31 protein-coding genes and 4 tRNA genes are annotated in these 25954 nt (G+C 71.3%); 11 read left to right on the top strand and 24 right to left on the bottom strand.

What is annotated here, in order from left to right; translation table 11 throughout:
• The 4 genes from ACFPM7_RS03160 to rplJ form a co-directional block, all read right to left on the bottom strand.
• Positions 1–792 (bottom strand): MlaE family ABC transporter permease, encoded by a 792-nt coding sequence (locus ACFPM7_RS03160; protein ID WP_378243519.1) that lies wholly within the window; start codon positions 790–792, stop codon positions 1–3.
• Positions 789–1904 carry an ABC transporter ATP-binding protein gene (locus ACFPM7_RS03155; RefSeq protein WP_378243517.1) on the bottom strand — a complete coding sequence of 372 codons (1116 nt, stop codon included), beginning with the start codon at positions 1902–1904 and terminating at the stop codon, positions 789–791. Before ACFPM7_RS03155 ends, ACFPM7_RS03160 begins: the two co-directional genes overlap by 4 nt.
• Before the next feature lie 533 nt (positions 1905–2437).
• Positions 2438–2824 (bottom strand): 50S ribosomal protein L7/L12, encoded by a 387-nt coding sequence (gene rplL, locus ACFPM7_RS03150; RefSeq protein ID WP_378243515.1) that lies wholly within the window; start codon positions 2822–2824, stop codon positions 2438–2440.
• A gap of 59 nt (positions 2825–2883) precedes the next feature.
• On the bottom strand, positions 2884–3438 hold the full coding sequence (rplJ, locus tag ACFPM7_RS03145; RefSeq protein WP_378243513.1) for a 50S ribosomal protein L10: 555 nt from the start codon (positions 3436–3438) through the stop codon (positions 2884–2886).
• Between the two features lie 234 nt (positions 3439–3672).
• Between rplJ and ACFPM7_RS03140 the strand changes: the two genes are divergently transcribed.
• Together ACFPM7_RS03140 and ACFPM7_RS03135 are read left to right on the top strand one after the other, a co-directional pair.
• The gene (locus tag ACFPM7_RS03140) at positions 3673–4422 is read left to right on the top strand and encodes a hypothetical protein (protein ID WP_378243511.1); all 750 of its coding nucleotides are present in this window, start codon (positions 3673–3675) and stop codon (positions 4420–4422) included.
• A gap of 62 nt (positions 4423–4484) precedes the next feature.
• A complete protein-coding gene (locus tag ACFPM7_RS03135; protein ID WP_378243509.1) occupies positions 4485–4703 on the top strand; it encodes a hypothetical protein in 219 nt (72 codons plus the stop codon).
• Positions 4704–4750: 47 nt separating this feature from the next.
• Here the strand turns inward: ACFPM7_RS03135 and rplA are convergent, their stop codons facing one another.
• The 12 genes from rplA to ACFPM7_RS03075 all read right to left on the bottom strand — a co-directional run bounded on the left by rplA (position 4751) and on the right by ACFPM7_RS03075 (position 13256).
• Entirely contained in the window at positions 4751–5470 is a 720-nt protein-coding gene (gene rplA, locus ACFPM7_RS03130) for a 50S ribosomal protein L1 (protein WP_378243507.1), read from the bottom strand.
• 77 nt (positions 5471–5547) lie between these two features.
• Positions 5548–6489, bottom strand: a complete 942-nt coding sequence (nusG, locus tag ACFPM7_RS03125) for a transcription termination/antitermination protein NusG (RefSeq protein ID WP_378243505.1) — start codon at positions 6487–6489, stop codon at positions 5548–5550.
• 35 nt (positions 6490–6524) lie between these two features.
• Positions 6525–6953, bottom strand: a complete 429-nt coding sequence (secE, locus tag ACFPM7_RS03120; RefSeq protein WP_378243503.1) for a preprotein translocase subunit SecE — start codon at positions 6951–6953, stop codon at positions 6525–6527.
• Positions 6954–7021: 68 nt separating this feature from the next.
• Positions 7022–7094: transfer RNA gene (locus tag ACFPM7_RS03115), tRNA-Trp, on the bottom strand.
• 161 nt (positions 7095–7255) lie between these two features.
• Positions 7256–8362 carry an aminotransferase-like domain-containing protein gene (locus tag ACFPM7_RS03110; RefSeq protein ID WP_378243501.1) on the bottom strand — a complete coding sequence of 369 codons (1107 nt, stop codon included), beginning with the start codon at positions 8360–8362 and terminating at the stop codon, positions 7256–7258.
• A 56-nt stretch (positions 8363–8418) separates the two neighbouring features.
• Positions 8419–8847: a MaoC/PaaZ C-terminal domain-containing protein gene (locus ACFPM7_RS03105; protein WP_378243499.1), complete on the bottom strand. Its 429-nt coding sequence runs from the start codon at positions 8845–8847 to the stop codon at positions 8419–8421.
• On the bottom strand, positions 8844–9299 hold the full coding sequence (locus tag ACFPM7_RS03100; RefSeq protein ID WP_378243497.1) for an FAS1-like dehydratase domain-containing protein: 456 nt from the start codon (positions 9297–9299) through the stop codon (positions 8844–8846). Before ACFPM7_RS03100 ends, ACFPM7_RS03105 begins: the two co-directional genes overlap by 4 nt.
• A gap of 71 nt (positions 9300–9370) precedes the next feature.
• On the bottom strand, positions 9371–9535 hold the full coding sequence (gene rpmG / locus ACFPM7_RS03095) for a 50S ribosomal protein L33 (protein WP_378243495.1): 165 nt from the start codon (positions 9533–9535) through the stop codon (positions 9371–9373).
• A 111-nt stretch (positions 9536–9646) separates the two neighbouring features.
• Positions 9647–9719: transfer RNA gene (locus ACFPM7_RS03090), tRNA-Met, on the bottom strand.
• Between the two features lie 67 nt (positions 9720–9786).
• Positions 9787–9859 (bottom strand) — tRNA-Thr (locus ACFPM7_RS03085).
• A gap of 84 nt (positions 9860–9943) precedes the next feature.
• Positions 9944–12655, bottom strand: a complete 2712-nt coding sequence (locus ACFPM7_RS03080) for a putative bifunctional diguanylate cyclase/phosphodiesterase (protein WP_378243493.1) — start codon at positions 12653–12655, stop codon at positions 9944–9946.
• A 190-nt stretch (positions 12656–12845) separates the two neighbouring features.
• The gene (locus ACFPM7_RS03075) at positions 12846–13256 is read right to left on the bottom strand and encodes a VOC family protein (protein WP_378243491.1); all 411 of its coding nucleotides are present in this window, start codon (positions 13254–13256) and stop codon (positions 12846–12848) included.
• A 101-nt stretch (positions 13257–13357) separates the two neighbouring features.
• On the opposite strand from ACFPM7_RS03075, the gene ACFPM7_RS03070 reads away from it, so the two are divergent.
• Positions 13358–13885 (top strand): SigE family RNA polymerase sigma factor, encoded by a 528-nt coding sequence (locus ACFPM7_RS03070; RefSeq protein ID WP_378243489.1) that lies wholly within the window; start codon positions 13358–13360, stop codon positions 13883–13885.
• The gene (locus ACFPM7_RS03065) at positions 13869–15047 is read left to right on the top strand and encodes a hypothetical protein (RefSeq protein ID WP_378243487.1); all 1179 of its coding nucleotides are present in this window, start codon (positions 13869–13871) and stop codon (positions 15045–15047) included. The genes ACFPM7_RS03070 and ACFPM7_RS03065 overlap by 17 nt, the downstream gene beginning before the upstream one ends.
• A gap of 2 nt (positions 15048–15049) precedes the next feature.
• Here ACFPM7_RS03065 and ACFPM7_RS03060 read toward each other — a convergent pair whose 3' ends face one another.
• From ACFPM7_RS03060 to ACFPM7_RS03045, 4 genes are all read right to left on the bottom strand, one after another.
• Complete coding sequence (locus ACFPM7_RS03060; protein WP_378243485.1) at positions 15050–15574, bottom strand: hypothetical protein; 525 nt, start codon at positions 15572–15574, stop codon at positions 15050–15052.
• Positions 15575–15877: 303 nt separating this feature from the next.
• A complete protein-coding gene (locus tag ACFPM7_RS03055) occupies positions 15878–16519 on the bottom strand; it encodes a hypothetical protein (RefSeq protein ID WP_378243483.1) in 642 nt (213 codons plus the stop codon).
• A gap of 410 nt (positions 16520–16929) precedes the next feature.
• On the bottom strand, positions 16930–17349 hold the full coding sequence (locus ACFPM7_RS03050; RefSeq protein WP_378243481.1) for a type II toxin-antitoxin system VapC family toxin: 420 nt from the start codon (positions 17347–17349) through the stop codon (positions 16930–16932).
• A gap of 601 nt (positions 17350–17950) precedes the next feature.
• Positions 17951–18031, bottom strand: a tRNA-Tyr gene (locus ACFPM7_RS03045).
• Between the two features lie 128 nt (positions 18032–18159).
• Here ACFPM7_RS03045 and ACFPM7_RS03040 point away from each other — a divergent pair.
• From ACFPM7_RS03040 to rfbA, 5 genes are all read left to right on the top strand, one after another.
• Positions 18160–18651, top strand: coding sequence for a YajQ family cyclic di-GMP-binding protein (locus ACFPM7_RS03040; RefSeq protein WP_378243479.1), 492 nt, complete (start codon positions 18160–18162; stop codon positions 18649–18651).
• 497 nt (positions 18652–19148) lie between these two features.
• Positions 19149–19286, top strand: coding sequence for a hypothetical protein (locus ACFPM7_RS03035; RefSeq protein ID WP_378243477.1), 138 nt, complete (start codon positions 19149–19151; stop codon positions 19284–19286).
• 63 nt (positions 19287–19349) lie between these two features.
• Positions 19350–19679 carry a hypothetical protein gene (locus tag ACFPM7_RS03030; RefSeq protein ID WP_378243475.1) on the top strand — a complete coding sequence of 110 codons (330 nt, stop codon included), beginning with the start codon at positions 19350–19352 and terminating at the stop codon, positions 19677–19679.
• Between the two features lie 136 nt (positions 19680–19815).
• Positions 19816–20025, top strand: coding sequence for a hypothetical protein (locus ACFPM7_RS03025; RefSeq protein WP_378243473.1), 210 nt, complete (start codon positions 19816–19818; stop codon positions 20023–20025).
• A 19-nt stretch (positions 20026–20044) separates the two neighbouring features.
• Positions 20045–20926, top strand: a complete 882-nt coding sequence (gene rfbA / locus ACFPM7_RS03020; protein ID WP_378243471.1) for a glucose-1-phosphate thymidylyltransferase RfbA — start codon at positions 20045–20047, stop codon at positions 20924–20926.
• Here rfbA and ACFPM7_RS03015 read toward each other — a convergent pair.
• Positions 20889–21704 carry a M48 family metalloprotease gene (locus ACFPM7_RS03015; RefSeq protein WP_378243469.1) on the bottom strand — a complete coding sequence of 272 codons (816 nt, stop codon included), beginning with the start codon at positions 21702–21704 and terminating at the stop codon, positions 20889–20891. The two genes, rfbA and ACFPM7_RS03015, sit on opposite strands and share 38 nt — an antisense overlap.
• 80 nt (positions 21705–21784) lie before the next feature.
• Positions 21785–22546, bottom strand: a complete 762-nt coding sequence (locus ACFPM7_RS03010; protein WP_378243467.1) for a siderophore-interacting protein — start codon at positions 22544–22546, stop codon at positions 21785–21787.
• An 8-nt stretch (positions 22547–22554) separates the two neighbouring features.
• On the opposite strand from ACFPM7_RS03010, the gene ACFPM7_RS03005 reads away from it, so the two are divergent.
• A complete protein-coding gene (locus ACFPM7_RS03005) occupies positions 22555–23964 on the top strand; it encodes an amidase (protein ID WP_378243465.1) in 1410 nt (469 codons plus the stop codon).
• Positions 23965–23969: 5 nt separating this feature from the next.
• The gene (locus ACFPM7_RS03000; RefSeq protein ID WP_378243463.1) at positions 23970–24518 is read left to right on the top strand and encodes a TetR/AcrR family transcriptional regulator; all 549 of its coding nucleotides are present in this window, start codon (positions 23970–23972) and stop codon (positions 24516–24518) included.
• 32 nt (positions 24519–24550) lie between these two features.
• Here the strand turns inward: ACFPM7_RS03000 and ACFPM7_RS02995 are convergent, their stop codons facing one another.
• Together ACFPM7_RS02995 and ACFPM7_RS02990 are read right to left on the bottom strand one after the other, a co-directional pair.
• Positions 24551–24835, bottom strand: coding sequence for an ADP-ribosylation factor GTPase-activating family protein (locus ACFPM7_RS02995; RefSeq protein ID WP_378243461.1), 285 nt, complete (start codon positions 24833–24835; stop codon positions 24551–24553).
• A gap of 82 nt (positions 24836–24917) precedes the next feature.
• Positions 24918–25892: a saccharopine dehydrogenase family protein gene (locus tag ACFPM7_RS02990; RefSeq protein ID WP_378243459.1), complete on the bottom strand. Its 975-nt coding sequence runs from the start codon at positions 25890–25892 to the stop codon at positions 24918–24920.
• Between the last annotated feature and the right edge of the window lie 62 nt (positions 25893–25954).

Raw genomic sequence — 25954 nt, 5'->3', positions numbered from 1 at the left:
TCAGCTCCCCTTCGCCGGGACGACCTGCAGGTACACCGCGGTCAGCACGAAGTTGACGAAGAACAGCAGCAGGAACGTGATCACGACGGACTGGTTGACCGCGTCGCCGACGCCCTTGGGCCCGCCCTTGGGGTTGAGCCCCCGGTAGGCGGCCACGACGCCGGCGATGAAGCCGAAGATCAGCGCCTTCAGCTCGCTGATCCACAGGTCGGGCAGCTGCGCCAGCGCGGAGAAGCTGGCCAGGTACGCGCCGGGCGTGCCGCCCTGCAGCACCACGTTGAAGAAGTAGCCGCCCATCACGCCGACCACGCTGACCAGGCCGTTGAGCAGCACGGCGACCAGCATCGCGGCGAGCACCCGCGGCACGATCAGGCGCTGGATCGGCGAGACGCCCAGCACCTCCATGGCGTCGATCTCCTCGCGGATGGTGCGCGAGCCGATGTCGGCGCAGATCGCGCTGCCGCCCGCGCCTGCCACCAGCAGCGCCGTCACCAGCGGCGCGGCCTGCTGGATGATCGCCAGCACACTCGCCGCGCCGGTGAAGGACTGCGCGCCCAGCTGCACGATCAGCGTCCCGAGCTGCAGGGCGACGATCGCGCCGAACGGGATGGCGACCAGCGCCGTCGGCAGGATCGTGACGCTGGCGATGAACCAGCACTGCTGGATGAACTCGCGGAACTGGAACGGCCGCTTGAAGATGTTGACCGCGACGTCGAGCCCGAGCGCGAACAGCCTGCCGGTCTCGCGCAGCGCGCCCGCCCCCGGCAGCGGCCGGGCCGTCCCGGCGGTCACCGCGCTCCCCAGTCCGACCGCGGCACCTGGGCGACGTCGGCGTCGGCGAGCGACCCGCGGAAGCCCTCCCTGGGCGTCGGGCTCGGCCGCGCGCCGACCGGCTGCGCGTCGACCCCGTAGCGGCGGCGCTCCTCGGGCGTCAGCGACTCGATGATCCCCTGCTGGGCCTGCGGCGGCAGGTCGCGCAGCACCTGCATGACCCGGTCCTTGCGGCGGCGCACGGCCTGGCGCTCCGGCAGCCCCGGCGTCGGCTCGATCTGCGGCACCACCCCGCGCAGGTCCTCATCGGAGGAGCCGTCGGAGTGCCCGGCGGCGGCGTGCGCCTGCTCCTGGGCCATCGTCGCGGCGTCCTTCTCCTCCGACATCCCGATCGGCCCGAGCCTGCGCCCGTTGAGGAACTGCTCGACCACGGGCTCGTCACTGGTCAGCAGGACCTCGCGCGGCCCGAACATGACCAGCTCCTTGCGGAAGAGCATGCCGAGGTTGTCCGGCACCGTGCGGGCCAGGTTGATGTTGTGCGTGACGATGAGGATGGTGGCGTCGATCTGGGCGTTGAGATCGATCAGCAGCTGGCTCAGGTAGGCGGTGCGGACCGGGTCGAGACCGGAGTCCGGCTCGTCGCAGAGAATGATCTCCGGGTCCAGCACCAGCGCCCTGGCCAGTCCGGCGCGCTTGCGCATCCCGCCGGAGATCTCCCCCGGCAGCTTCTTCTCCGCGCCTTGCAGCCCGGTCATCTCCAGCTTGTCCAACACGATGGACTTGATCTCGGACTCGGACTTGCGTGTGTGCTCGCGCAGCGGGAACGCCACGTTGTCGAACAGGTTCATCGACCCGAAGAGGGCGCCGTCCTGGAACAGCACCCCGAACAGCTTGCGCGTCTCGTAGAGCTGCGATTCCGAGCAGGTGACGATGTCGACGCCATTGATCACACAGGAGCCGCGGTCGGGCTTGAGCAACCCGATCATCGACTTCAGGAACACCGACTTGCCCGTCCCCGACGGGCCAAGCATGACCGAGACCTCGCCTGGGGGGAGCGTCAGCGTCACGTCCCGCCAGATGGCCTGCTTCCCGAAGGACTTCGTCAGCCCCTCGATGACCACCTCGGCGCCCATCCGCGACCCTCCCGACTGCTTCCCGACACCCCTGCCCGCCCGCACGGAGTCGTCTCCCAGGTGCAACGACGGCGTCAGGCTCTGGTTACTGCCGAAGTTACTGCCGAGTCAAGAACGTACCTGGGTGGCGGTTGCCGGGCGCGTGGGGGCTATGACCTGGCGCACACAGGGTGGCATTCGGGGGTATGGGATGGTCCGGCAGGGTGCAGGTTCCGGGCTTGTTCCGGCGGGGTTCCGGGGTTGGCGGGGTTCGGCGTTGGTCTTGTGGGCGCGGGTTGGGCGGGTTCTAGCAGGGAGCGCGATGTGCACAGAAGTCCGATGGAGCGAATCCGCTCCATCGGACACAAAGGGGCGCGCGTCGCGTACCAGCGTGGTGCAGCGCCTTACAGCCGATCAAAGTGACCACCCACCTGCGCAACGCGCGCCTCCCCAGTGTCCGATGGGGTGGACCCGCATTCGTGGGGAACCCCGGAAACGCCGAAGACCCGGCCCCCGCAACGGGGAACCGGGTCTCCGATCAGACCGCGCTCAGATCACTTGAGGGAGATCTTGGCGCCGGCGGCCTCGAGCTTCTCCTTCGCCGCGTCCGCGACGTCCTTCTTGACACCCTCGAGGATGGGCTTCGGAGCGGCCTCGACCAGCTCCTTGGCCTCCTTCAGGCCCAGGCCGGTGACGACCTCGCGCACGACCTTGATGACCTGGATCTTCTTGTCGCCCGCGTTCTCCAGGACGACGTCGAAGGAGTCCTTCTCCTCCTCGGCCGGGGCGGCGGCGGCCGGGCCCGCGGCGGCGGCCATGGCGACCGGGGCGGCGGCGGTGACGTCGAAGGTGTCCTCGAACTGCTTCACGAACTCCGACAGCTCCAGGAGGGTCATCTCCTTGAAGGCGTCGAGCAGGTCGTCGTTGCTCAGCTTCGCCATGGTGGCGTTCCTTTCACGTGCACACCCGGTGGCCGGGCGCGGGATTTCCGGGTGGTGGATCAGCTCTCGGCAGACTCGTCGGCGGCGGGCGCCTCGGCGCCCTCGGCCTTCTTGTCGCGCAGGGCGGCGGCCAGGCGCGCGACCTGGGACGCCGGGGCGGCGAACAGGCCTGCGGCCTTGCTCAGGTTGCCCTTCATCGCGCCCGCCAGCTTGGCGAGCAGGACCTCACGCGTCTCCAGGTCCGCGATGCGGGTGACCTCTTCGACGGTGAGCGGGCGGCCATCCATGTAGCCGCCCTTGATGACCAGACCCTTGTTGTCCTTGGCGAAATCGCGCAGCGCCTTGGCCGCGTCCACCGGCTCGCCCTCGATGAAGGCGATGGCCGTGGGACCGACGAACAGGGCTTCCAGGCCTTGCACGCCCGCCTCATCGGCAGCGCGCTTGACCAGGGTGTTCTTCGCGACGCGGTAGGACGCGCCAGTGCCGAGAGCGCGACGCAGCGTGGTCAGCTGCGACACGGTGAGGCCGCTGTACTCGGTGACGACGGCCGCCGAGCTGCTGCGGAAGCGGTCCGCGATCTCGGTGACAGCGCCCACCTTGTCAGGCTTCGCCATGGTGTCGCCTCCTCTCGTTGGGCTGACGCTGGAAGCCCTGAGACGACGAAACGCCCCGGCGCAGCGCGGCACGGGGCGTCATGAAGAACCACTCCGTTCCCCCTGCGCGGGCCGCCCGGTCTCGGGCATTTACCCCGCTCCGACCGGAGCAGGACCAGCGGTCTTCGGTGAAACCTCGTCAAGAGTACGCGATCCCTCCGGCGCACCCCGCACCACCCCCGGCATGATGGACCCGTGGCCGACGACGAGCAGCCCGACCCCGCCAAGCCAGGCCCCCCGCCCGCCCGCCCGGCGGACGTCCCCCCAGCGCCGCCCGGACAGCCGCCGGTCGTGCCCGGGGAGTCCTACGATGCCGCGCAGTGGGAGAGGTTCCGGCAGTTCCAGGAGTTCCAGCGCTTCGAGAAGGACAACCCGCCGCCGGAGCCCCCGCGCGGCAAGCCGCTGTGGAAGAAGATCCTCTTCAACCGCTGGGTGCGCAGGCTCGTGCTGCTGCTGGTGCTGCTGGCCGCGGCGGGATGGGCCTTCGACCACTACTTCGGCGACCCCGACGAGGACCTCCCCGCCTCCCAGACCGGCGGCGGCAAGGCCACCCGCACCGTGCTGTTCGCCGAGTCCCCGCGCGAGGCGATCCGCATGATCTACAACAACGTCGCCCAGACCACCCTGCCCGACGCGTGCACCCGGTTCGAGACCGAGGAGCTGGCCGAGCGCTTCGCCGACCACGTCGGCGCGCCGGACTGCCCGACCGCGATCCGCAGGCTCAACGGCGAGGTCACCAACGCCAGCGCCTACGCCCGCCCGTACTTCCCGTCCGCGGTGGACCTGACACCCGGCGCGGACGGGACGGTCGTGGTCTCCTCGTGCGCGCTCGACATCCGCGAGGGCCCCCGGCTCGGCGAGTTCACGCTGCGGGTGATCCCGGGGTCGCGGGCCAACCAGTGGATCATCTCCGACCACCGCAAAGAGGCCGAGGACTGCCGCTAGGAGTTCCACTTTCCACCGCCAAGCGGAACCGCCGCGCCGCGTGCGGCGCTAGTTTGCTCACCATGGACAGCAGCGGGATCAGCGCCCTACAGGGGGCTGTGTTCGTGGTCGGGGTGTACGAGGGCGTGGTGCCGCTGGTGGCGCGGGTGTTCGACTGGCACCCGGTGCTGGCGTTCCCGCTGCTGCTGCCCGAGCCCTTCTGGTGGATCGTCTCCGTGCTGGTCATCATCGCCGCGGTGGTCCTGCTGGAAGTGCTCGACCAGCGCAAACCGTCGGGCTGAAACGCCAGAAGGCCCCGCCGGAGCGGGGCCTTCTGCGCATGCGGGGATCACGCCTGGGCGTCGTCCTCAAGCAGGTTGCGGGTGCGGGCCGGGTCGACCGGGATGCCAGGGCCCATGGTGGTCGTGAAGGTGACCTTCTTGACGTAGCGGCCCTTGGCCGCCGACGGCTTGGCCCGCAGGATCTCGTCCAGCGCGGCGGCGTAGTTCTCCACCAGCTTGGCCTGGTCGAAGGAGGCCTTGCCGATCACCAGGTGCAGGTTGGCCTGCTTGTCCACCCGGAAGTTGATCTTGCCGCCCTTGATCTCGTTGACGGCCTTGGTGACATCCGGGGTCACGGTGCCGGTCTTCGGGTTCGGCATCAGGCCGCGCGGGCCGAGGATGCGGGCGATCCGGCCGACCTTGGCCATCTGGTCCGGGGTGGCGATCGCGGCGTCGAAGTCCAGCCAGCCGCCCTGGATGCGCTCGATCAGGTCCTCGGCGCCCACGGCGTCGGCACCCGCGGCCTCGGCCTCGGTGGCCTTGTCGCCGACGGCGAAGACGATGACGCGGGCGGTCTTGCCGGTGCCGTGCGGCAGGTTCACGGTGCCGCGGACCATCTGGTCGGCCTTGCGCGGGTCGACGCCGAGGCGCATCGCGACCTCGACGGTGGCGTCCAGCTTGACCTTGGAGGTCTCCTTGGCCAGCTTCGCCGCCTCAAGCGGGGAGTAGAGCTTGGCCTTGTCGATGAGCTTCGAGGCGTCGTTGTACGCCTTGCTGCGCTTTGCCATTGCTGTTCCTTACGTGGCGGAATCAGTTGTGGTGCGGGCCGCGCTCGGTCCTCCCACGGTGGCGCCCCGGCGGGGCGTCAGATCTTGGAGACCTGGGTGAACGACAGCTCGACCGGGGTCTCCCGGCCGAAGATCGACACCAGGACCTTGAGCTTCTGCTGGTCGGCGTTGACCTCGGAGATCGTCGCGGGCAGCGTGGCGAACGGGCCGTCCATGACGGTGACCGACTCGCCGATCTCGAAGTCGACCTCGACGGTGGGCCGCGAGGACGAGGCGGCCTGGGCGGACTTGCCCGCCGCGGGCTTCTCGCGCTCGACCTGCGGCAGCAGGAACTTGAGCACCTCGTCGATGGTCAGCGGCGAGGGCTTGTTGGTCGCGCCGACGAAACCGGTCACCCCGGGGGTGTTGCGCACCGCGGACCAGGAGCCGTCGTTGAGGTCCATCCTGACCAGGATGTAGCCGGGCAGCACCTTGCGCTGCACCTGCTTGCGCTGGCCGTTCTTGATCTCGGTGACCTCTTCGGTCGGCACCTCGACCTGGAAGATGTACTCCTCCATGTCGAGGGTCTGGATACGGGTCTCCAGGTTGGTCTTGACCTTGTTCTCGTAGCCGGCGTACGAGTGCACGACGTACCACGCGCCCGGCGCGCGGCGCAGCGCGTCGCGCATCTGGACGGCCGGGTCGACCTCCTCGACGGGGATCTCCGCGGCGTCCTCTTCGGGCGCGGACTCGTCCTCGGCGGACTCCCCGGACTCCCCGGACTCCTCGTCCCCGGACTTCTCGTCGCTGGAGTCGGCGGAGTCGGCCGAATCAGCCGAGTCGGCGGAATCCGCGGAGTCGGGCGAGTCGGCGGAATCCGGCGAGTCAGCCGAGTCCGCGGAGTCGGCTGAGCCCTGACCGGCAGCGTCCTCGTCGGTGTCCGGGGACGTCTCGGGCCCGCGCGACGGGTCGTCGGCGTTCCCCTCGTCGCCGGGCAGGCTGGTCACGTCGCCGCGGACGGCGCCGTTCTCGGAGGTCACTGTTGGTCCCGCTTCCTTTTCGTCCATCCCGCGGTCTAGCCGAAGAGCCAGAACACGCCCTTGCCGAGCGCCAGGTCCAGGCCCGAGATCACCGCGATCATGAACGCCACGAACACCAGCACCACGGCGGTGTAGGTGACCAGCTGCTTGCGGGTCGGCCAGATGACCTTCTTCAGCTCGGCGACGACCTCGCGCAGGAAGCGCCCGAGCCTGCTGAAGAGGCCGGCGCGGGTTTCCTTGCGATCCTTGTCCCTGCTGGGAGTGGGGCGGCCCTTGGCGTCGGCCGAGTCGGAGTCCGACTTGGCGGGCTTGCCCGCGGGCGTGGCCTTCGCGGGCTTCTTGCCCGCCTCGGCGTCCGAGCGGCCCGCCGGGCGAGCGCCGCGGCGCTGCTCGCGACGGGACGCGGCGCCCGCGGGACGAGCCGGGCGCTCAGCGCCGTCTTCCCGCTCGACTTCGTCGGCCACGCCAATCCTCCGCTCGGTGTGCTGACCTCGCGTCCGCCGCGACGGTCAGCCGCACCGGACGTCAAACGCAGGGGCGACAGGACTTGAACCTGCAACCTGCGGTTTTGGAGACCGCTGCTCTGCCAATTGAGCTACACCCCTTCGCGACCCCCGGCGGCAGGACCACCTGGGACCACGCTTGGACACAGCCGAGAAGTGCTGCCCCCGCTCGCGCGGGAGCGGCGCCCGTCGGCCGCTCGGGCCACTCTACGGCATCCCACCGCGAGACCGGCAACCCGGTACCGGTCTCGCGGCGCACGCCGTCAGTTCGCGCCGACCCGCAGGCTCGCGAGGGCGTCGGCGATGCGCGTCACACCCTCGACGATCTGGTCGGTCCGCACCCCGGAGTAGGCCATCCGCAGCGACGAGCGACCGCCCTCCAGCAGGAAGTCGGTGCCCTTGACGAAGGTGGCGCCCCGCTCCTCGGAGGCGGTCAGCAGCGCGGCGACGTCGACGCCATCGGGCAGCTCGACCCACATGAAGTAGCCGCCGTCGGGCTTGGTGAACGTCGCGTCCGGGATGTGCTTCGCCAGGGCGTCGCACAGCACGTCGGCGCGCTCGCGCAGCGCGGCGTTGACCGTGGCCACCGAGCGCTCCAGGCCGCCGTCCACGACGAAGCGGTGCACGATCGCCTGCGCCAGCATGTTGGGCGAGATGTAGGTGTTGGTCGCCCGCACCCGGATCTTGGCGATCAGGTCGGCCGGGCCCACCAGGTAGCCCACGCGCACGCCGGGCGCGACGGTCTTGGAGAAGGAGCTGGCGTAGACCACGCGGCCGCGGCCGTTGTCCAGCTCCAGCATCGTCGGCAGCGGCTCGCCGGCGAAGCGGATCTGCACGTACGGGTCGTCTTCGAAGACGATGAAGTCGTGCTGCTCGGCCAGCTCCAGCAGCCGGGCCCGCTTGGCGGCGCTGAGGGTGTAGCCGGCCGGGTTCTGGAAGTTCGGGATGACGTGCGCGAAGGTCGGGCGCACCCCGGACTCCAGCAGCGCGGCCAGCTCCTCGGTGTCGATGCCGTCGGTGGCCAGGGTGACCGGCCGCACGTCGGCGCCGCGCTGGCGCAGCCCGAGCAGCGTGCGGTCGTAGGTCGGCCGCTCCACGACGACCGGCTCGCCCGCGGTCACCAGCTCGTCGAAGAGGAAGGCGTCGGCCTGCATGGAGCCGTTGGTGACCAGCACCTGCTCCTCGGCGACCCCGTGCTTCTCGGCGAGGAACTTGCGCAGCGGCGGGTAGCCGATGGCGGTGCCGTAGCCGGTCGCGCCACCGGGGTCGGAGGTCAGCGCGGCGTCCGCGGCGGCCTTGAGCCCGTCGACGTCGACGATGTCGAGGGACGGGGCACCGCGGGCGAAGGAGATGAGGTCGGAAGCCGTCACGGCGACGAATGTACGACTGCCCGCGGCGGGCGCCCCGGTCGGGGCTCCCCGGCCGTTCAGTCGATCAGCCGCACCCTGGCGAGCGGCTTGCCCAGCACGGCCTTGCCGTCGAACTGGGCCGACAGCAGGACCTTGGCGACGCGCGCGCCGTCCTCGGCGTCCACCGCGGTCACCTTGCCGGTGATCGTCAGCAGCGCGCCCTCGTCGTCGTCGGGGACGACGACCGGGCGGGTGAAGCGGGCGCTGTAGTCCAGCAGCTCGCCCTTGCCCCACGCGGTGACCGCGCGGCAGGCGATGGCCATGGTGAGCATGCCGTGCGCGATCACGTCGGGCAGCCCGACGGACTTGGCGAAGCGCTCGTTGTGGTGGATCGGGTTGAAGTCCAGCGACGCCCCGGCGTAGCGGACGAGGTCGGCGCGGGTGATCCGGACCTCCAGCTGGTCCAGCTCGTCCCCCTTCTCCACACGGCCCTCCTGCACGCTCACGCTTCCTCCTCGGCGTCCCGGACGACCAGCTGCGCGCGGGCGGTGACGACCGGCTCTCCCGCGGCGTCGGCGATCGCGGCGCGCAGGGTGATGAAGTCGTTGCCCGCGCGGTGCGAGATCGCCTCGATGGCGGCGTCGGCGACGAGGGCGTCGCCCGCGACCACCGGGCGGTGGTAGGTGAACGACTGGTCGCCGTGCACCATCCGGCTGTAGTCCAGCCCCAGCGCCGGGTCTCCGACGATGGCGTTGATCGCCGTCATCGAGATGATGGTGGTGAAGGTCGGCGGCGCGATCACGTCCGGGTGCCCGGCGGCCCTGGCGGCCTCCGGGTCGGTGTGGACGGGGTTGTCCTCCCCGATCGCGCGGGCGAACTCCTTGATCTTCTCCCGGCTCACCTCGTACTCCGCGCAGCGCGGGTACTCACGGCCGACGAAAGCTGGGTCCAAAGCCACGCCGGAAGGCTACGGGACGCACGAAGGCCGCCCCACCAGGTGGTGGGACGGCCTTCGTGATGCGCTGGGAACTAGCGGGTTTCCTTGTGCGCCTGGTGCTTGGAGCAGTTCGGGCAGAACTTCTTCATCTCCAGGCGGTCCGGGTCGTTGCGCCGGTTCTTCTTGGTGATGTAGTTGCGGTGCTTGCAGACCTCGCACGCCAGCGTGATCTTGGGTCGCACGTCAGTTGCAGCCACAGCTAACCTTCTCTCGGACTATCGGGTCGCCCCCGGGGCCTGGGGTGTCCCCAGACTTCAGGTGAAGCGACTGTGGTCGGCGCTTGTCGTCGACACCAGTCGCCCGTCGCGTAGCGGTGGCCGGACTTGAACCGACGACACAGCGATTATGAGCCGCTTGCTCTACCAGCTGAGCTACACCGCCTGGCACGGAACAAGGCCACGAACTTGTGTCACAGCGTGTGTGTCACAGTATCGCGGCCTGATCCACGAGCCCCTTTACGGAATCGAACCGTAGACCTTCTCCTTACCATGGAGACGCTCTGCCGACTGAGCTAAAGGGGCAGTGTCCTTGCGGAACCGCTTGGGCCCTGGGGACGAGCAGTACTTTACACAGCCCCGTCCCGGGCTCCAAAACGGGGGTCCCCCTTACGTGAGGAGGGTGAGCACCATCTCGTCGCGCTTGCCCCTGGCCTGGGTCGTCCGCGCCTGCAGCCAGGCCTCCAGCCTGCTCTCCGAGAGCGGGCGGGAGATCAGGTAGCCCTGCGCGACGTCGCAGCCCATGGCGGTCAGCTGGTCGCGGGCGAGGTCGTCCTCGACGCCCTCGGCGACGACGGTCAGGCCGAGCGAGTGCCCCAGCTCCACGATGGAGCGCACCACGGCGTGGTCGCCGAGGTCGGTGCCCATGCCGAGCACGAAGCTCTTGTCGATCTTGACCTCGTCCACCGGCAGCTGCCGCAGGTAGGCCAGCGAGGAGTACCCGGTGCCGAAGTCGTCCACGGCCAGCACGACGCCCAGGGCGTGCAGGGCGCGCAGCACCGGCAGGGCGCGCTGCGGGTCGGCCATGACGCCGGACTCGGTCAGCTCCAGGGTCAGCAGCTCCGGCGGCACGCCGTGGCGCTCCAGGGCCGCGGCGACCCGGTCGGGGAAGGTCGCGTCGTCCAGGCTGCGCACCGACAGGTTGACCGCCGCGGAGATGCGCAGGCCGCGGTCGAGCCACTTGCGGACCCGCTGCAGGGACTGGTCCATGACGAACCCGGTGAGCGCGTCGACCAGGCCCGCGGCCTCGACGGCGGGCACGAACTCGTCGGGGTCGAGCTTGCCGAACTCCGGGTGCCGCCAGCGCACGAGCGCCTCGACGCCGAGCACCTGGCGGCTCGGCAGCGCGACCTTCGGCTGGTAGTGCACCTTGACCTGGCCGGTCTCCAGCGCCTGGCGGAACTGGGTGACCAGCTGGAAGCGCCGCAGGAAGATCTGGCCCATGGTGGGCAGGTACTCGCGCACGGCCTCGCCGGAGGAGCGGGCGGCGCGCTGGGCGACGTCGGCGCGCTGGAGCAGGGCGTCGATGTCGGGGGTGTCGGGCTCGCCGCCGCTCTCGGCGTTGGCGGTGCGCGGGCTGGCGTAGCCGACGACCGATCCGGCCTCGACGGTCAGCCGGTCGACCGGGTACGGCGCGGTCAGGTCGCGGCGCAGCCGCTCGGCGGTCTCCCGCACGGCGTCGGCGGCGGTGTCGGCGAGCAGCACGGCGAACGCGCCGCCCTCCAGCCGCGCCAGCGGCACCTCGGGGCCGAGCGCGTCGCGCAGCCTGCGGCCCGCGGCGACGATCATGCGGTCGCTCCAGGCGTAGCCGAGGGCGTCGCTGACGGCGGGCAGCACGTCGAGGTCGATGCGCAGCACGGTGCACTCGGCGATGGCGTCGGCCTTGCGGCGCAGCAGGTCGCCCGCGGCGCGGCGGAAGCCGGGCCGGTTGAGCAGGCCGGTCAGCGGGTCGTGGTAGGCGTCGTGGCGCAGGGTGGCCATGAGGCGGCGGTTGTCCAGCGCGGTGGCCAGGTGGCTGGCCATGGTGCCGATCATGCGGATGTCGGCCTGGCCGAAGCCGCGCCAGCGGGAGAGCTTGTCGTGCGCCTCGACCACGCCGAGCAGGTGGCTGGCGCTGCGCAGCGGGGCCACCAGCGCCTCGTCGACGCCGCGCCGGAGCAGGCCCTGGCGGATCTCGGGCACCGAGTCGACCCGGCGGAAGTGGCGCACGTGCGCGCCGGGCAGGCGCAGCAGCGCGTCCGAGCGCGGGCCGGTGGCGTCGAGGTCGACGGTGTCGGTGGGCAGGTCGTCGCCGGAGCCGATGACGTGCATGGGCGCCTGCGGGTCAAAGCGCAGCCGCAGCACGACCCTGGCCGCGCCGAGCTGGTCCTTGACCCGGTCGGCGATGACCTGCCAGTCGTCGGCGTCGGTGACGTCGGCGCCCTCGGTCGGGTCGGCCACCCCCAGCGACGGCCGGGCGGCGGCCTGGTGCCCCGAGCGGGCGACCATGAGGCTGACCTCGGAGAGCGCCTCCAGGTCGCGCTGCTCGCGCAGCAGTCCGGAGTAGGCGATGTAGAGCGCGCCCAGGCCCGCCAGGGCCAGGACCAGCAGCGGCCAGCCCCAGTCGGCGTGGTCGACGACCTGATAGCCGACGACGCCCACGGAGGCGTTGACCAGGCCGAGGACCGTGGTGCGCAGGAACAGCCGGGCGGCGGCGCCGATGCGCATCCGGCGGCCGAGGATGCGCACGCAGACCAGCGCGAGCGCGGTGGAGGACAGCGGGGCCGCCAGCGCGCCCGCGACCACGCCCGTCCAGATCGGCACGCCCGCGGGGAGCGCGGAGTTGATCCAGTTCATGACCGCGAACGCGGCGCAGATCTCGAAGATCATCGCGCCCGCGTTGTAGAGGATGCGGTCCTGCACGCGCCTGATCAGCAGCGTGCCCACGCCCGCGATCAGGTGCGCGGCCAGCACCACCTCGAACGGCGCGACGAACAGCCCGATGACGAGCGGGATCTCGCAGAAGGTGATCGACCAGGAGACGCCGCCGCGGACGTCGACGTTGATGGCCAGCTGCTCGGCGAGGATGAAGCCGAGGGCGAGCAGCAGGCCGACCACGATCCCGCCGTTGTTCGTCCGCGGGAGCGTGAAGGCGAGCACGGCCGCGGTGCCGATGGCCGAGATGAGCACCAGGACGGAGAAGGCGAGGAAGCCGCGGTTGGACGACTCCTCGGCCGCGGGCTGCGGCTCGGCAGGCGAGTCGACCGTGTCAACGGTGTCGAGCGGAGCTTCGACCTGCGGTTCCACCGGCAGATCCGTCGGGTGCCCAGGACGGTCCGGCATGCGACCTCCTCAGGGCGGCGGCGGACGGCGGCGGGGAAACTGTACCCCGATCAGGCGATACAAGCACGGGTGTCAGTTACGCGCGGACACCATCTTTTCCGATAGTTCACTCCTACGGGCCACGAGAGCGAGCTGCTGTCGCGGGCGTCACGTCCATCTCCGTCAGGTTCACCCGGTTGAACGCCGGCCCTCAGCGGGCGAAGAGCTGGGACTCGTCGGCGAAGGCCTTGAACTCCAGCGCGTTGCCCGCCGGGTCCCGCAGGAACATCGTCCACTGCTCCCCCGGCTGGCCCTCGAAGCGCAGGTAGGGCTCGATGACGAAGGCCGTCCCCGCCGCGCGCAGCCGCCCGGCCAGCTCGTGGAACGACGCGACGTCGAGCACAAGGCCGAAGTGCGGCACCGGCACGCCGTGCCCGTCGACCGGGTTGTTCGCCTCGGCCGGGCGCGGGGCCAGATGGGTGACGAGCTGGTGTCCGCGCAGGTCCCAGTCGACCCAGGTGTCGCTGTCGCGGCCCTGCGGGCAGCCGAGCACGCCGCCGTAGAAGGCGCGCGCCGCGCCGAGGTCGTCGACCGGGATGGCGAGGTGGAATGCGGGCCTCATGGCATCCGACAGTAACGGCTGGGCAACGGCGCGCCAGCGGGGCAACCTTTTCCCGGCGGGCCCGGTCTAGGGGGTGGAGCCGAGGCGGAGGGAGGTGGCTGGTGCGCGCGGAGCCGGAGTTCGACGCCTTCGTCCGGGAGCGCTATCCCCAGCTGCTGCGCTACGCCGTCATGCTCACCGGCAGGCGCTGGGACGCCGAGGAGGTCGTGCAGGAAGCCCTGCTGCGCTGCCTCAAGCGCTGGCGCAGCGTGCCCGCCGACAACGCCGTCGCCTACGTCCGCCGGGCCATCTACAACGAGTTCCTGCGCGCGGCGAAGAAGGCGGCGCCGGTGGCGCCGGAGGAGCTGCTCGACCAGCTGGACCTGACCGACGTCGCGGCGTCGGTGGCCAGCCGCGACCACATCCTGCTGGTGCTGCAGGAACTGCCGCCGCGCCAGCGCGCCGCCGTGGTCGCCCGCTTCGTGCTCGACCTGTCCGAGGCGCAGACCGCCGAGGAACTGGGGTGCGCCGTGGGCACGGTGAAGTCGCTGACCAGTCGCGGCGTCGCCCGGATGAAGGAGCTGTGGTCCGCCGACGAGGCGGCGGTCGGGTGCCGTCGGGGAGGAGCAGGCCATGATCGTCGACGATGACGCCGCCGTGGCGCGGCTGCGCCGGGAGTCCGCGATGGTCCACGTGGCCGCGCCCGCTGCCGAGTCCGTGCTGCGCCGGGTGCACGAGCGCCGCCGCGTGCAGCGCCAGCACCGGATGCAGGCCATCGCCGCGCTCGGGGTCGTGGTGGTCGCGGTGGCGGGCGCGCTGCTCGTCGGCCGGGACGGGAGCGGCGGTCCGCACGTCGACACCGCGGCCAAGCCGGTCGCCGAGTGGTCCGTGCGCGGCTCGCTCGCGGGCGACACCGAGCTGATAGCGCGCGCCGAGCAGACCTGGCGCGGCAGCCCGCACCGGCCGTCGGGGGCGGTGCGGGCCCTGTTCGCCGGAACTCCGCCCTACTCGGGGACGGCGAACTTCGCGGTGGTGGCGCTGGTGTCCGCCGAGGGGTCGGTCGCCTTCGTCACCACCGCGGTCGCGCGCAAGGTCGACACCGGCGAGCTGCTGCTGCGCTCGGTGGCCCGGGTGACGCCGGGGCAGCCCGCGATCGGTTTCATCGCCTCCAGGGCGGACCCGCGCGACACGGCCGCGGGCGTGGCGTTCGCCCTCGCGGCGCCGGGCTCGGCCAGCCCCGAGGTGATCTCCTCGGCCGTCGACACCCCGCTCGGCGTCCCGTACCCGCTCTCCGACGGCTCGCTGTGGCAGCAGGTCCCGCCGGGGGTCGGCGCGTGGAACAGCGTGCTGGAGGTGCCCGGCTTCGGCGTCGCCGCCCCGGCGGCGGGCCTGCTCGACCCGCCGACCGGGCCGGTGCGGCTGCGCCAGGTCGTCGACGGGCATGTCGACGGCGTGGCCGCCACGGTCGGCGTGCGCGACGGGCTGATCGCTGAGGACGCGGCTCCCGGCGACCTGATCGTCACCCCCGACGGAGTCCTGGGCGTGGTGACCGACTCGCTGGTGGTCGACACCAGCCTGTCCGCTCTGGGCGAGGTCACCATCCCCCGCTCCGGAGTCAGCGGCGTCCTCTCCGACGAGGGCGCGCTGACGGCGCGGGGAACGGTGAACCCGACCAACCGCGTGGTGCTCGCCCGCGGCGACGTGGAGATCGTCGTCGGCCGGGTGACGGGCTCAGCGGGCGACTGGCGCGTGGAGCGTGCCGTCGACCCCGGCAAGCTGCCGGACCTGGCGATGCGGGTGAGCCTGCGATGAGGCTAGGGGGACACCCATCCGTCGCCCCAGACGGCGCGGGTGGTCGACCAGTCCTTGACCACACGGAAGTAGTGCTCGTGGTACGGGTACAGGCCCGTCCAGCAGTAGCCGTAGTAGGAGCCGTCGACGGAGTAGCGCACCGTCGCCCCGACCTTCGTGTCGGTGCCGTAGGCGTTCCACATCTCCACCTTGATCTCCCGGCCCCACCACGTGGGCTCGGCGCTCCCGGTGCCGCGCAGGTTCACGCAGGCCCGTCCGCTCGTGGACGGCCAGAACACCCGCGAGTTGAGGCTCCTGGTGAAACTGAACGAGAAGTTGAAGGGCAGGTACACCCCTTGCACGCTCCACTGACCGGCCGCGACCCCCTCTCTGAGGTCGTGCCGGGGCGCTCCCGGGATTGGACCGCCTGCCACCCTCCCGGCCACCGGCCCGTCCTTGTCGGGCCGCTCGGCCACCGCGGGCGAGCCCGCTGAGCAGATGGCGATCAACGCGAGCACTAAAGGCAGCAACCGCCGCTTGACGTTCATGGACTTCGACTCCCACAAGATCATTCCCGGACGTGGGGGAAATCTAGCCGGCTCACCCTTTTCGGACGCCCCCCTTTCGGGTGATAGTAGCTCTACCTGGGCTTACCGCACTTGGGAGCGCGTCCAAACGGCTCAATCAAGACTGCCGGAAAGAGTAGTGAACCGGGTGCCCATTCGGTTAATCAGGCGATGCTCTATTCACTGTTAGTCACTTAGCAGAATTCCCCGCCGCAGCCCTCACGCGGGCGGGGCACCAGGGTCCGGCGCCGCGCTTGCAGGGAGCACGGCGCCGGACCCGCCCAGTCAGGCCTTCGGCAACAGCGGCCACAGCGCCGCCGCGATGTCGGGGTTGCGCACGTGGATGGTGGCGGTCTCGATGTCGTTGGGCCCGTTCGCGACGTGCTTGCCCGAGACCGAGCACGTGCCCTCGCCGATCTCCCGCTCGACCGTCTCCCGACCGGCGAGGCTGAACGGCGCGGGGTCCTTGCCGAAGTCGTCGGACCACCCGAAGAACACGACCGCCTTCTCCGTCCAGGCGCAGCGATGCTCGTCCAACTCACTCGCCCGCGCCCCGCGGAAGGCCGCGACCGACTTGACCGCCTTGTCCGCCACCGCACACGGGTCGAGGCTCCGCAGGGTGTTCGGCGCGGGCTCGATGTTGCCCGGCCGCTTGTTGGCGAGCAGGTACTCCAGAATGTGCTCAACCATCCCCTTGACCGGCCCGCACTGCTCCATCGCGAAGTCCCCGGAGTAGACGTCCCCGGACACCTCCACCCGAACCCCGTCGGCGAAGACGATCTGCTGCGCACAGAAGGTCTTGTCCCGCTGCACCGTCCGCACGCTCAACCCGTGCCCGGCTTCGCGCGTATCCAAGGCTTTGCCCGCCTCATCGGCCAACCCGACCTGCATCCGCACGTACCCGTCGTCGGGCAGCAGAACACCCATCCCGCACTCACTGAACCGAAACTGCGGCCCCACCCCTGCCGACCCGAACTTGTCCAACGGCAGCGTCGAGGTCAACGCGCACCACTTCGTGGTGAAGGGGTCGCCGAGGACGTCAGAAACAGAGGGGTGCCACCGTGCGCGGCCGAGGACCGCGCACAGACAAGAAGGGCCCTGAGTGCGCACGCACCCAAGGCCTCATCTGTCTATCCGTGTACTGCTGTTGTGGCGGGTAGAGGATTCGAACCTCTGAAGCTTTCGCGACGGATTTACAGGCGGCTGACCAGCGACGATGCAGCCGCCTACCTGGGCACAGATCACCCGAACGAGGTAGCCGCGACCGTCCCAGAGGCCCTACGGGCAGGAGTTCGCACCCAAAGTCGCACCCAAAGCGGTCCTCTGTGGAGACACCTCTACGCCACCATGCCCGGCGCGGCGACGGGCAGCCCCGCCGCGACAGCCGAGTCGAGAAGCCGCTTGTCATATGTGACGAACGCCGACAGCGGCGTCGCCGTCTCTGAAACGATCACTTGGGCTGTCGCGAGGTGGATCGCGTCGAGCGTGCGAAGAGTCGCCTCCGGGTACGCGCCCGCCGTAGCCCGAATGACATCGGTGATCTGCACGCGATACAACCGAGCCAGCACGGCCGGGATACCCGGCAACGCCGCAGGCGCACTACGACGAAGCGCTCTCACGGTCTCGATCTCCACCAACACCGAGGACACGAGCTGCTCGCCCGTACGACCAGACGCATTGAGCCACGCGACAAGATCGGAACTGTGGTCCTCGTTGTGCACGAGCTTGATGACCGCGCACGAGTCGAGGTAGATCACCAACGCTCCTCGTCACGATCGGCCGCCAACTGGTCTGACGCGTTCACACGTCGCCCGCCTTGAGGCGGAGGCATGGGGACGGGGCCACGGACAGACGGAGCGATCGCCTCCCCGGCCATGACCATCGACTGGAGCGAAGTCGCCTGTCCCGCCATGCCATCCGAGGTGACAGGTGCGGCGTCGGCAGGACGGGGCACGACAGCCCTGGCCCTGCGTGCCGCCCCCGCGACCCTGACGGACTTGATCAGCCCCTCCGGCACCGACACATGCCCGACCGCCGAACGCCCCCGAGACCTGAGCTGGCGATAGACACCAGAAGCCCCGTGACGTCTCCTGCTCGCAGGCGGCGTAGTCATAGACCCGAGTGTAACCCGTCAAATCGCGCGATTTGACCGCCTCGGACCTGGGCAGACTCCGTCTCCAGGGATGACTGACACCAGTCACTACCACCCACCGGTCAACGCGACACCACCTCGTCGGCGCTCGATCACCCCACAACGAAAGCGGCCCTCAGGAACACCTGAGGGCCGCACCCAAAGATCATCTGATGTCGTGCGTCATTGATCTTGGTTTTGTTGTGTGTGCTGGTCAGACCAGCTTGTGGCGGGTAGAGGATTCGAACCTCTGAAGCTTTCGCGACGGATTTACAGTCCGCTCCCATTGGCCGCTCGGGCAACCCGCCGGGGTCCGGCTGGCCGGACGGGGGAACCTTACCCAATGCGCTCCGGCGGGTTCCACCCGGTACCCCCCGCACGCGGCGGTAGCATCGGCGCTCACTTCAGATTCTCGGCGCGCGGAGGTGCGAGGCACGTGGCGGACCCGTCGTTCGACGTGGTGAGCAAGGTCGACCGGCAGGAGGTCGACAACGCGCTCAACCAGGCGGCCAAGGAGTTGGCCACGCGGTTCGACTTCCGGAATACCGGGGCGCAGGTGGCCTGGTCGGGGGAGGAGGCGGTGTCCTTCGAGGCCGAGACCGAGGAGCGGTGCAGTGCCGCGATCGAGGTGTTCAAGGAGAAGTTGATCAAGCGGGGGATCTCGCAGAAGGCGTTCGACGTGGGTGAGCCCGCGTTGTCGGGCAAGGTCTACAAGGTCACCGGGTCGCTGGTGCAGGGGATCTCGTCGGAGAAGGCCAAGGAGATCGCCAAGAAGATCCGGGACGGTGGGCCCAAGGGTGTGCAGGCGCAGATCCAGGGTGACCAGCTGCGGGTGTCGGGGAAGAAGAAGGACCACCTGCAGGACGTGATCGCCCTGTTGAAGGGTGAGGACTTCGGGATCGCGCTGCAGTTCACGAACTATCGCTGATCACGAGACCTCTGGTGCGCCGTCGTTCGGAAGGTGAACGGCGGCGCATCGGCGTGTAAGCGGACCGGGGGTGGGGGTCTAGCCGCGGCGACAGAACCGGTAGGAGCGAAGAACTGGCCGGTCGGCTTGCGAGGTGGTGGCCGAGCGGGGGTACGGGCAGGCGTCGCTGGCCCGGGTCGCCGAGCGGGTGGGGGGTGAGCAAGGGGGTGATCTCCTACCACGTCGCGGATGGGGGCCGAGGGGACGGCCGGGGGGATGTTGCGGGCCTACGTGCTCGGGCTGGCCGCGCTCATGCGGGAGCTGCCCGCGTACGTGCGGGCGTTCGGCGAGGTGGTGAGCACCATGCGGGGCGCGGACGGGCGGTTGCGGTCCGGGGCGCGGACCAGTGAGCCGGTGTTCCAGGGGCTGGAGGAGGTGTTCCGGTTCGGGCGGGGCAGCGGGGACTTCCGGGAGTTCGACGGGCGGGCGATGGCCGTGGCCGTGCAGGGCGCGACGCGATGGCGGCCTACTGGTTCACCCACCCCGAGCACGACCTGCGGGCCCACGCCGAGGAACTGGCCGATCTGTTCGACCGCGCGACGCGAGCGGACGACCCGACGCGAGCGGACGACCCGGCGGGGACGGAACCCGCTTAGGCAGGACCTGTCAGGGACCGGCCCAGCGGATCACAACAACCACGAGCGCGCGGCTGACCGGTCGTGCGCGACAACCTGCGGGTGGTGCTCACCGCGCTGGTCGTCGCGCACCACGCGGCGCTCGGCTGCGGGAGCCTCGGGCTGTGGCAAGTCGACGGGGCCGGGGAGGTGGTGGTTCGTCGGGTGCTGCTGGTCTTCAGCCTCGTCTACGCGGGGTGGCGGGCGGTCCGGCCGACGACGTGGAAGCCCGCCAGGGCGGGGTGGCTCGGGCTGGGCGCCGCAGCGGTGTCGACGGTGCTGGTCGGGCCGGTGCTGATGACGTCGGTGGACGCGGCGGGCGGCGGGAGCACCTGGCAGTCGGCCGTCGGCAGTCGGTCTTCGCGGTCGGGGTGATCGCGGCGCTGGTGCGGGCTGTGCCGGGGGTCGATCGGGCGCTGTGAGCGGCAGAACGGGTAACAGCGCACGTTGAAAGCGGATAAGGAGGGCGGAGCGGGCGCATGGTGGCCTCAACCAGATCGAGGAGGACGCCATGCGCGACACCGTGACACTGACCGGGCACCTCGGTCTGGCCGAGATCGACCGCAGGCTGGCGTGCGCCAACCAGGCGATCGACCTCGCGCTGGCCATGCGCGACCGCGGCCGCTTCCACCGGGCGTGCGCCGTCCGGGCCGATCTCCTCACACTTCGCGCCGAACGTGGGCGCGCCGAGGGCGTCGGGGGGTCAGAATCAATCTGGTAACCGACCGGAGGGAAAGTCGATGAAGGGGATAGTGCTCGCCGGGGGCAGCGGGACACGACTGCACCCGATCACCCAGGCGGTGTCCAAGCAGCTGCTCCCCGTCTACGACAAGCCGATGGTCTACTACCCCCTCTCGGTGCTGATGTTCGCGGGCATCCAGGACGTGCTGATCATCTCCACGCCCGTCGACCTGCCGAACTTCCGCAGGCTGCTCGGCGACGGCTCCCGGCTGGGCATGCGCATCTCCTACGCCGAGCAGGCCGAGCCCAACGGGCTGGCCGAGGCGTTCATCATCGGCGAGGAGTTCATCGGCGACGATGACGTCGCGCTGGTGCTCGGCGACAACATCTTCTTCGGCCACCGCTTCATCGAGCAGCTGCAGGAGAGCCTGGCGACCCTCGACGGGGCCACGCTCTTCGGCTACCGGGTCAAGGACCCCGAGCGCTACGGCGTCGGCGAGGTCGACGCCGACGGGCGGCTGGTCTCCATCGAGGAGAAGCCCGCCAAGCCGAGGTCGAACCGGGCCATCACCGGCCTGTACTTCTACGACAACCAGGTCGTCAAGATCGCCAAGAACCTCACGCCCTCGGCGCGCGGGGAGCTGGAGATCACCGACGTGAACCTGGAGTACCTGCGCCAGGGCCGGGCCAAGCTGGTCGACCTCGGCCGCGGCTTCGCCTGGCTGGACACCGGCACGCACGACTCGCTGCTGGAGGCCGGGCAGTTCGTGCAGACCCTGGAGCACCGCACCGGCGTGCGCGTGGCCTGCCTGGAGGAGATCGCCCTCGACCAGGGGTTCATCACCGCCGACGAGTGCTACGCGCTGGGCAGGGAGCTGGCGAAGTCCGGCTACGGCGAGTACGTCATGAGCGTGGCCCGAGCGGCGGGCGCAGCCGGCTGATCCGCGACTCCAGCGGCGGGTGCGTGGCGAACCTGCGGGCCAGCGCGCACTCCGCCCGGAACGGGTTGGCGATCATCAGGTGCGCCTGGGTGAGCTGCGCGGGGCGGGTGGCCAGCGGCGCGGCGCGGGTGCCGTCCTCCAGCTTGCGCAGCGCGCTGACCAGGCCGTCCGGGTCTCCGGTGAGGGCGACGGCGTCGGCGTCGGCGCGGTACTCGCGGCCGCGGCTGACCGCGAGGCGCACGATGAGCGCGGCGACCGGGCCGAACACGGCGACCAGCAGCGGGGCGGTGCTCTCCTCATCGTCGCCGACGACCGCCGCCGTCCCGGCCACGAGGGCGATGGCGCCCGCCAGCGCCCCCGCCGCGCAGGCGGCGAGGGTGTCGCGGCGGTGGATGTGGGACAGCTCGTGGGCCAGGACGGCGCGCAGTTCGCGCTCGTCGAGCAGCTCCAGCAGCCCGGTGGTGACGCACACCGCGCCCCGGCGCGGGCCGCGGCCGACGGCGAAGGCGTTCGGCGCGGCCGTGGCGCTGAGGTAGAGCGCGGGGACGGGCCTGCGGGACGCCGTCACCAGCTCGCGCACGATCCGGTACAGCTCGGGCCGCTCGGCCTGGGAGACCGGCCGGGCGCGCATGGCCCGCAGGGCGATGCGGTCCGCGGCGAACAGGGCGTAGAGCACGACCAGGGCCGCCACGGCCGCCGCGACCAGCACGACGCCGAAGAGGGCGCCGACGAGGAGGATCAGCGCGCTGATCCCGCCGAGCAGCCAGACCGTCCGCATGCGCCGCCTCCTCCCAGTCCGGTTCTACCAACGGGATTCGGCTGTGCCTAGTTCCCGCCTAGTCCCCGCCTAGTTCCCGCCTAGTTCCCGCTTTCCCCGCGACGCCAATAGGTCGTCGGTCTCACCCGGGGGCGCGGGTAGCCCCGGTCCTCCAGCAGGTGCGCGCGCACGGCGAGCATCGCGGCGCGCTCGCCCGCCATCCACACCTCGGGGACGCCGGCGGGCAGCTCGGCCGCGCGGATCGCCTCAAGCAGGACGGTGCTCTCCCCCGGCGGGACTCCGTCGCGGTGCAGCCAGGTGACGCCGTCGACGGGCTGCTCCTCGGCGGCGTCGGCGACCTCGACGTAGGCGCGGAACGGCTTGTCGAGCGCCTTGATGATCGCGGTGATGGCGGGCAGGGCGGTCTCGTCGCCAGCGAGCAGGTACCAGTCGGCCGCCGGGTCGGGCTGATACGCGGGCGAGGGCCCGACGAAGATCAGCTCGTCGCCGGGGGCGACCCGCTCGGCCCACGCGCTCGCCGGGCCGCTGTCGCCGTGCAGGACGAAGTCGATGTCGACCTCGTCGCCGTCGTGGCGGGCCAGGGTGTAGGTCCTGGTCAGCGGGCGGACCTGGGCCCAGCGGGAGCGGGCGTCGGCGAGGGTGTGCGGCAGCTCGGTGCCCTCGGGGTAGAGGTAGAGCATCACGTTCTGGTCGGTGCGCACGTCCTCCAGCAGCGTCAGCGACTCGTGCTTGGCGGTGACCCTGGCCATCTTGGGGGTGACCCGGTTCACGGCGACGACGGGGACGCGCCAGAGCCGGGGCTCCGGCCTGCGGGAACGCCTGCGGGGCTGGTCGGTGTTCATCGCCGCCCATGGTGGCGCGGACGTTTCGGGGCTTGCGCACGCGGGGTACTGTTCGTTCGTACGAACAAGGAGGTCCCATGGCCGGACTCGAGGAGTCGGCGCGATCGCTCGCCGAAGGGTCGGCGACGTCGTTCGACCTGGTCACCAAGGCCCTGGACGCGGCGGCGGCCAGCGACCTCAACGCCTTCCGACTGCTGCGCGCCGCCGACGCGCTGGTCGAGGCCAAGGCCGCCGACGAGCGCCTGGCCGCCGGTGAGCGGTTGCCGCTACTGGGCGTGCCCATCGCGATCAAGGACGACGTCGACCTGGCGGGCGAGCCGACGGCGTTCGGCTGCGCGGGCGAGTTCGCCCCCGCCGCGGCCGACTGCGAGCTGGTGCGCCGGATCAGGGCCGCGGGCGCGGTGGTCGTCGGCAAGACGAACACCCCGGAGTTCGGCCAGTGGCCGATCACCGAGGGCACCTTCGGCGCGACCCGCAACCCGTGGCACGGCGACTACAGCCCCGGCGGGTCATCGGGCGGCTCGGCCGCGGCGGTCGCTGCGGGCATCGTGCCCGCGGCGGTCGGCTCCGACGGCGCCGGATCGATCCGCATCCCGGCCGCGTGGACGAACCTGGTCGGCATCAAGCCGACCCGCGGCCTCGTCCCGACCGCGCCGGACCCCGAGCTGTTCCACGGACTGACGACCTCGGGCCCGCTGGCCCGCACCGTCGGCGACGCCGCGCTGCTGCTGGACGTGCTGACCGGCGGCGACTACTCCGCCGCGGTCGCCGAGCCGGTCCGGCCGCTGCGGATCGCGCTGTCGATGACGCCCGCGTTCACCGGCTTCCGGGTCCGGGTCGACCCGGCGGTGCGGACGGCCGTGCACCAGGTCGCGCGCACGCTCGTGCGGCTTGGCCACGAGGTCGCCGTCGCCGACCCGGCCTACGGGCTCATCGGCCTGAACTTCCTGCCCCGCTCCTTCGGCGGCATCCACGACTGGACCCGCCGCGTGCCCGACACCACCCTGCTCGACCCGCGCACCCAGGGCAACGGGCGCGTCGGCAGGCTCCTGGGCCGCGGGATGCCGGTGTCGCGCTCGACGCTGGGCTGGTTCACCCGCCGCGTCGGCGCGATCTTCACCGCCTTCGACGTCGTCCTCACCCCCACCACCGCCACCCCGCCGCTGCCGGTCGGCAGCATCGACGGCCTCGCGGGCTGGCGCACCGACCGGCGCGTGGTGACCGCGTGCCCGTTCGCCTGGCCGTGGAACGTGCTGGGGTGGCCCGGGATGAGCGTGCCCGCCGGGTTCACCGCCGACGGCCTGCCCGTCGGCGCGCAGCTGCTCGGCCCGGCCGACTCCGAGCCGCTGCTGATCTCGCTGGCCGCGCAGCTGGAGGCGGCGTCGGACTGGGCCGCCGCGTGGCCGCCCATACGATGACCGCCATGGCCGACACCCGCACGGAGATCCTGCGCGCCACCCTGCGGGTGATCGGGGCCGACGGCGTCGCCGGGGTCACCAACCGGCGCATCGCCCGCGAGGCCGGGCTGTCCCTGGGCTCGATCACCTACCACTTCGACACCCAGACCTCGCTGCTGCGCGAGAGCCTGCTGCTGTTCGTCCGCGAGGAGACCGAACGGCTCTCGGCGGTCGCGGCGGTGCACGCTTCGGCCCCGGTGTCGGTGGACGAGGCGGCGGCGCTGGTGGAACGGGTCGTGGAGAGCACGGCCTTCGGCAGCGAGGAGATCGCGCCGCTGGAGCTCTACATCCAGGCCGGGCGGGACGCGTCGTTGCGGGACGCGGCGTCGTCCTGCTTCGCCGCCTACGACGCGCTGGCGACGTCGATCCTGGTGGGGTTGGGGGTGCCGGACGCGGGGCGGATGGCGGGGCCGGTGGTGGCGCTGATCGCCGGGCTGCAGCTGCGTCGGCTGGCCACGGGGACCTCGGGCCCGACGACGGTGGCCGACGCCTTGCGGCTGCTGGTCTCGGCCTGACGCCGGTCTCGGCTGCCGGTTCCGGCTGTGCCCTAGCCGCCGCGCCGGTCCAGCGTCGGCCAGGTCACGATCGGCGGCACGACGCCCGTGCGCATCTCGCTGACCGTCTCGTCACCCGCGCACCGCTCGCAGATCCCGACACAGCGGTCCCCGGTGACCAGCGACGCGCTCGCCCACTGCGCCCTCGGCCCCTCCCCGCACCGCGGACACAGGCAGCGCTCGGCGAAGTCCTCCAGCTGCCGGGCGTAGCGCTCGACCAACCCGAGGCTGAGCCGCCCGAAACCGATCAGCGCCGTGGTGACGCACTCCCGATGCACGGCGCGGATTCTGGCGGTGCTTGCCCCTGCGGAAACCGGACATCCGACCCGCGTCGCCCCGACTCCAGCCGAAGGGGTGACATCACCGCAGGACCGTGATGTGCGGTGCGAGGGCGGCGAGGAAGTCGGGGGCGTCGAAGAGGGCGGCGGCGGTGGTGGCGCCGGCGGGGTGCGGGGTGGTGAGGAGGCGGTGGACGGCTTCGACTGCCATGGGGGCGGTGACTGCGTAGATGTCGGTGCCGGTCGCCGTGGTGCGCAGGGTGGTGGCGCCGGTGCGGATGTGGACGTCGACCAGGAAGGCCTGGGCGGTGGGTGCGGCTGTGGAGGTGGCGACGTCGGCGGCGGCGTTGGCGCTCATGTGGGTGCGGACCTCGGGGACCGCGATGTGGTGGGGGATGGTGACGACGTCGGCCATGGTGAAGTCGGTGGCGACGGGGCGGGGGGCATCGGGGAAGGGCCAGGTCTCGGTGGCGGGCGGGGCGTCGTGGTAGTCGAGGCGGCCGTTCGTGTATCGGACTCGGCGGCCTTCGCGGCGGGTGCGGGAGACGGCGCCGGAGGTGCGGGTGCCGGGGGTGGGGTGCCAGTTGCTGAGGGCGTAGGCGACCTGGACCTCGTCGGCGGTGAGGGGGGTGGACAGCGGGAGGGCGGGCTCGGTGGGGCGCTGGTCTGCGGAGGCGGTGTGGCGGGTGAGGGCGGTGGTGGTGAGGAGGTCGGCGAGGGTGCCGAAGAAGGCGGTGGCGGGGAGGACGGGGATGGGGGCGGTGGCGTACTGGGTGAGGGTGTCGGCGGTGGCTTCGATCTCGGCGCAGACGTCGACGTAGGGGATGCCGGTGCGGATGGCGGAGTTGATCAGGGGGGTCGCGGTGGCGGCGAAGGGGCCGGCGCAGTTGATGACGGCGGCGGCGGGGCTCAGGGCGCGGTCCAGGGCGGCGGGGGTGTCGGGGGTGGCGTCGGACCGGCCCAGGGGGATGGGGGTGCAGCCGCGGGCGCGCAGCGCGGCGAGGACGAAGCCGCCGGTGTGGCCGGAGGCGCCGTAGACGGCGATCGAGTGGGTCACGGGGAGCAATCCTGGAGGCGGGCACGGCGGTCGACCAGTGTCCGCAACGACGAGATGCGTAC

This window comes from Actinokineospora guangxiensis (genome assembly GCF_042657845.1).
In the GTDB taxonomy this organism is placed as follows: Bacteria; Actinomycetota; Actinomycetes; order Mycobacteriales; family Pseudonocardiaceae; genus Actinokineospora; species Actinokineospora guangxiensis.
Note: the sequence above shows the minus strand (reverse complement) of the source record. Positions and strands in the feature narration are given on the sequence as shown.

Coding starts and splice junctions, on each gene's coding strand:
- ACFPM7_RS03065 (WP_378243487.1), top strand. CDS start 13,869: ATGATCGTCGACGATGACGCCGCCGTGGCGCGGCTGCGCCGGGAGTCC.
- rplJ (WP_378243513.1), bottom strand. CDS start 3,438: ATGGCGAAGCCTGACAAGGTGGGCGCTGTCACCGAGATCGCGGACCGC.
- rplA (WP_378243507.1), bottom strand. CDS start 5,470: ATGGCAAAGCGCAGCAAGGCGTACAACGACGCCTCGAAGCTCATCGAC.
- ACFPM7_RS03035 (WP_378243477.1), top strand. CDS start 19,149: ATGGCGGCCTACTGGTTCACCCACCCCGAGCACGACCTGCGGGCCCAC.
- rfbA (WP_378243471.1), top strand. CDS start 20,045: ATGAAGGGGATAGTGCTCGCCGGGGGCAGCGGGACACGACTGCACCCG.
- rplL (WP_378243515.1), bottom strand. CDS start 2,824: ATGGCGAAGCTGAGCAACGACGACCTGCTCGACGCCTTCAAGGAGATG.
- ACFPM7_RS03055 (WP_378243483.1), bottom strand. CDS start 16,519: ATGGGTGTTCTGCTGCCCGACGACGGGTACGTGCGGATGCAGGTCGGG.
- ACFPM7_RS03015 (WP_378243469.1), bottom strand. CDS start 21,704: ATGCGGACGGTCTGGCTGCTCGGCGGGATCAGCGCGCTGATCCTCCTC.
- ACFPM7_RS03075 (WP_378243491.1), bottom strand. CDS start 13,256: ATGAGGCCCGCATTCCACCTCGCCATCCCGGTCGACGACCTCGGCGCG.
- ACFPM7_RS03155 (WP_378243517.1), bottom strand. CDS start 1,904: ATGGGCGCCGAGGTGGTCATCGAGGGGCTGACGAAGTCCTTCGGGAAG.
- ACFPM7_RS03025 (WP_378243473.1), top strand. CDS start 19,816: ATGCGCGACACCGTGACACTGACCGGGCACCTCGGTCTGGCCGAGATC.
- ACFPM7_RS03080 (WP_378243493.1), bottom strand. CDS start 12,655: ATGCCGGACCGTCCTGGGCACCCGACGGATCTGCCGGTGGAACCGCAG.
- ACFPM7_RS03000 (WP_378243463.1), top strand. CDS start 23,970: ATGGCCGACACCCGCACGGAGATCCTGCGCGCCACCCTGCGGGTGATC.
- ACFPM7_RS03010 (WP_378243467.1), bottom strand. CDS start 22,546: ATGAACACCGACCAGCCCCGCAGGCGTTCCCGCAGGCCGGAGCCCCGG.
- ACFPM7_RS03135 (WP_378243509.1), top strand. CDS start 4,485: ATGGACAGCAGCGGGATCAGCGCCCTACAGGGGGCTGTGTTCGTGGTC.
- ACFPM7_RS03005 (WP_378243465.1), top strand. CDS start 22,555: ATGGTGGCGCGGACGTTTCGGGGCTTGCGCACGCGGGGTACTGTTCGT.
- ACFPM7_RS03060 (WP_378243485.1), bottom strand. CDS start 15,574: ATGAACGTCAAGCGGCGGTTGCTGCCTTTAGTGCTCGCGTTGATCGCC.